The organism is Actinomadura sp. KC06, from assembly GCF_004348735.1.
Taxonomy (GTDB): domain Bacteria; phylum Actinomycetota; class Actinomycetes; order Streptosporangiales; family Streptosporangiaceae; genus Spirillospora.
Map to the genome: position 1 here is coordinate 1 of NZ_SMKT01000374.1, position 1,585 is coordinate 1,585.

Consider the following 1,585-nt stretch of genomic DNA (forward strand, 5'->3'; position numbering starts at 1 on the left):
ACCCCTCACCGACCGGGAGCTGGACGTCGTCCGCCTCGTCGCCCGCGGCCGGACGAACGAGGAGATCGCGGCGGAGCTGTACGTGTCGCTGTCCACGGTCAAGACGCACCTCGGCAGCGTCCACCGCAAGCTCGCCACCCGGAACCGGGTCGAGACGGCCGCGTGGGCATGGGAATCGGGCCTCATGACCTGATCCTCCGGCAGGCATGGACCGGAGGGCATGAGGAACGGATGGGGAAGGACAGGGCGCTGGCACCGGAGTCGCTGAACGGGCTGCCCACGGCGGTCGTCGCCGTGTGGATGCTGTGCGCCGCCGGGTGGGGCGTCGTCCTCGTCCGCCTGCGCTGCGGCGTCCACGGACCGGCCCGCGGCCCCACCCTCTTCGCGCACACGATCACCCCGGCGGGCGTCGTCCTGACGTGCTCGCTGATCGGCTTCGGGTCGCTGTACGCGACGATCGCGCTGGCCGCCGAGTGGTGGGCGCTGCTGCTCGTCACCGGCTTCCGTCCCGAACGGCTCCTCAGCACCGGCGGCCTCGGACGTCTCGCCGCCTGGGCGGCCCTCACCGCCGCCGCCACCTATGTCGCGGCGCGGCTCGTCTTCCAGGTCTGAGATCCACCCCCGGGTGTGAAGATCCACACGCCCGCGGCGCGAACCGGCGGTGGGACGCGCAAGTCAAACGTACGTAGTATCCAAAGCAGCGAATCGCAAAGGCCGTCGGAGGTGAACCCATGCCGTGTGCGCTGTGCGGCGACATCATCCCCGCCGAGGTCACGCGCTGCCCGGCATGCGGAGCATGGGCGCGGCGCCGCGACTTCCGTGCCGTCGGCGTCGCCGTGTTCATGCTGCTCGGCTTCAACGCGTTCGTCGCCCTCGGCTCCGGCATCAGCCTGCTCCGCCTCGCCCATCCGCTGCGCGGGGCCACGCACGACAACTACGACCCCGCCGCCACCGGCGAGATCCTCGCCCCCTACACGGACGTGTTCGCCATCAGCGCGATCATGGCCGTCGTCACCGGGGTGCTGTACCTGACCTGGCTGTGGCGCGCGTACCGGCAGTCGCCCGGCCCGCACCGGCACCACCGCGCCTGGGTCCTGCTCGGCTGGCTCTGCCCGGTCGTCAACCTGTGGCTGCCGCCGCGGATGGTCTACGAGATCTGGGTCAACAGTGGCCGGTACCGGACGGCCGAGCGCCAGGCCGCGGGCCTCGTCGTCGCGGCCTGGTGGGTGTGCGCCCTCCTCGGCCTGCTCCTCGGCCGCGCGTTCACCCACGGCAGCGTCGACACCCTCGCCGACGCCCGCTTCGACGTCCACGTCGGCGTCGCGGCGGCCGCGTTCCAGGCGCTCGCCGCCACCCTGTGCATGGCCACGGTCTTCCAGATCACGCGGCTCCAGTGCATGTCGGTGACGTCGTCGGCCCAGGCCCCGGGCGCCTGAGCCGCTAGGGGCCCGAGCTGCCCGGGCTGCTGTGCCACAGGCGCGCGGCGGGCGGACGTTTGATCGCGGGCCCGGCATGGCCGATGTCGGAGTACGGGGACATGGCGAACCCGGTCGGCTGGACGATCCGGCGGCTGACGGGACGGGCG

3 protein-coding genes are annotated in these 1,585 nt (G+C 72.6%); all 3 read left to right on the forward strand.

Features of this window, described 5'->3' with window-relative positions; translation table 11 throughout:
- Window positions 1-193, forward strand: a 193-nt coding sequence (locus E1287_RS43125) for a LuxR C-terminal-related transcriptional regulator (RefSeq protein WP_131971916.1), incomplete at its 5' end; no start/stop codon positions are given.
- Between the two features lie 38 nt (window positions 194-231).
- Window positions 232-612 carry a hypothetical protein gene (locus E1287_RS43130; RefSeq protein ID WP_243719844.1) on the forward strand — a complete coding sequence of 127 codons (381 nt, stop codon included), beginning with the start codon at window positions 232-234 and terminating at the stop codon, window positions 610-612.
- Window positions 613-731: 119 nt separating this feature from the next.
- Window positions 732-1,436 (forward strand): DUF4328 domain-containing protein, encoded by a 705-nt coding sequence (locus E1287_RS43135; protein ID WP_131971918.1) that lies wholly within the window; start codon window positions 732-734, stop codon window positions 1,434-1,436.
- Window positions 1,437-1,585 lie beyond the last annotated feature (149 nt).